Genomic DNA, 526 nt, shown 5'->3' on the forward strand with positions numbered 1-526 from the left:
GTTTATTAAAGCCAATCCTAAAGCGCGTGCAGCAGACCTAAAGTGGGCCTTTGCCCAGCAGGAAGTCAAGCTGATTTTAAGTGCTATCGGTGGAGATGATACCTATCAAACAGTCCCCTATCTACTTGAAGATGACGTCTTCAAAAAGCTGGTGTCTGAAAACCCCAAGCTTTTCATGGGCTACTCGGATACCAGTATTAATCATTTGATGTTCCAAAAATTAGGGCTTGCAACCTACTATGGACCAGCTGCCATCGTAGATTTTGGAGAATTTGCACCGGATATGTTGGCCTATACTGAGGCATGTATTCGCCACTTATTTTCAGATGATGCACCGAAAATTGTGTCTAGTCCAACCTGGTATCATGAAAGAACTGAGTTTGGTCAAGAAGCCTTCGGTACAGATAGAAACTCATCTCCAGAAACGCATGGGTATGAGGTGCTTTTTGGCAGTGGCAAGATAAGTGGCAAGCTATATGGTGGGTGTTTAGAAAGCTTAGGAGAGTTGCTACTAGGAGGTCGCTAT

1 protein-coding gene is annotated in these 526 nt (G+C 44.1%); it reads left to right on the forward strand.

Annotated elements, in window-relative coordinates; translation table 11 throughout:
• The coding region (locus KZA10_RS17415) for an LD-carboxypeptidase (protein WP_218683536.1) at positions 1 to 526 on the forward strand (526 nt) is incomplete at both ends.

This window comes from Microbacterium sp. BF1, assembly GCF_019279095.1.
In the GTDB taxonomy this organism is placed as follows: domain Bacteria; phylum Actinomycetota; class Actinomycetes; order Actinomycetales; family Microbacteriaceae; genus Microbacterium; species Microbacterium maritypicum.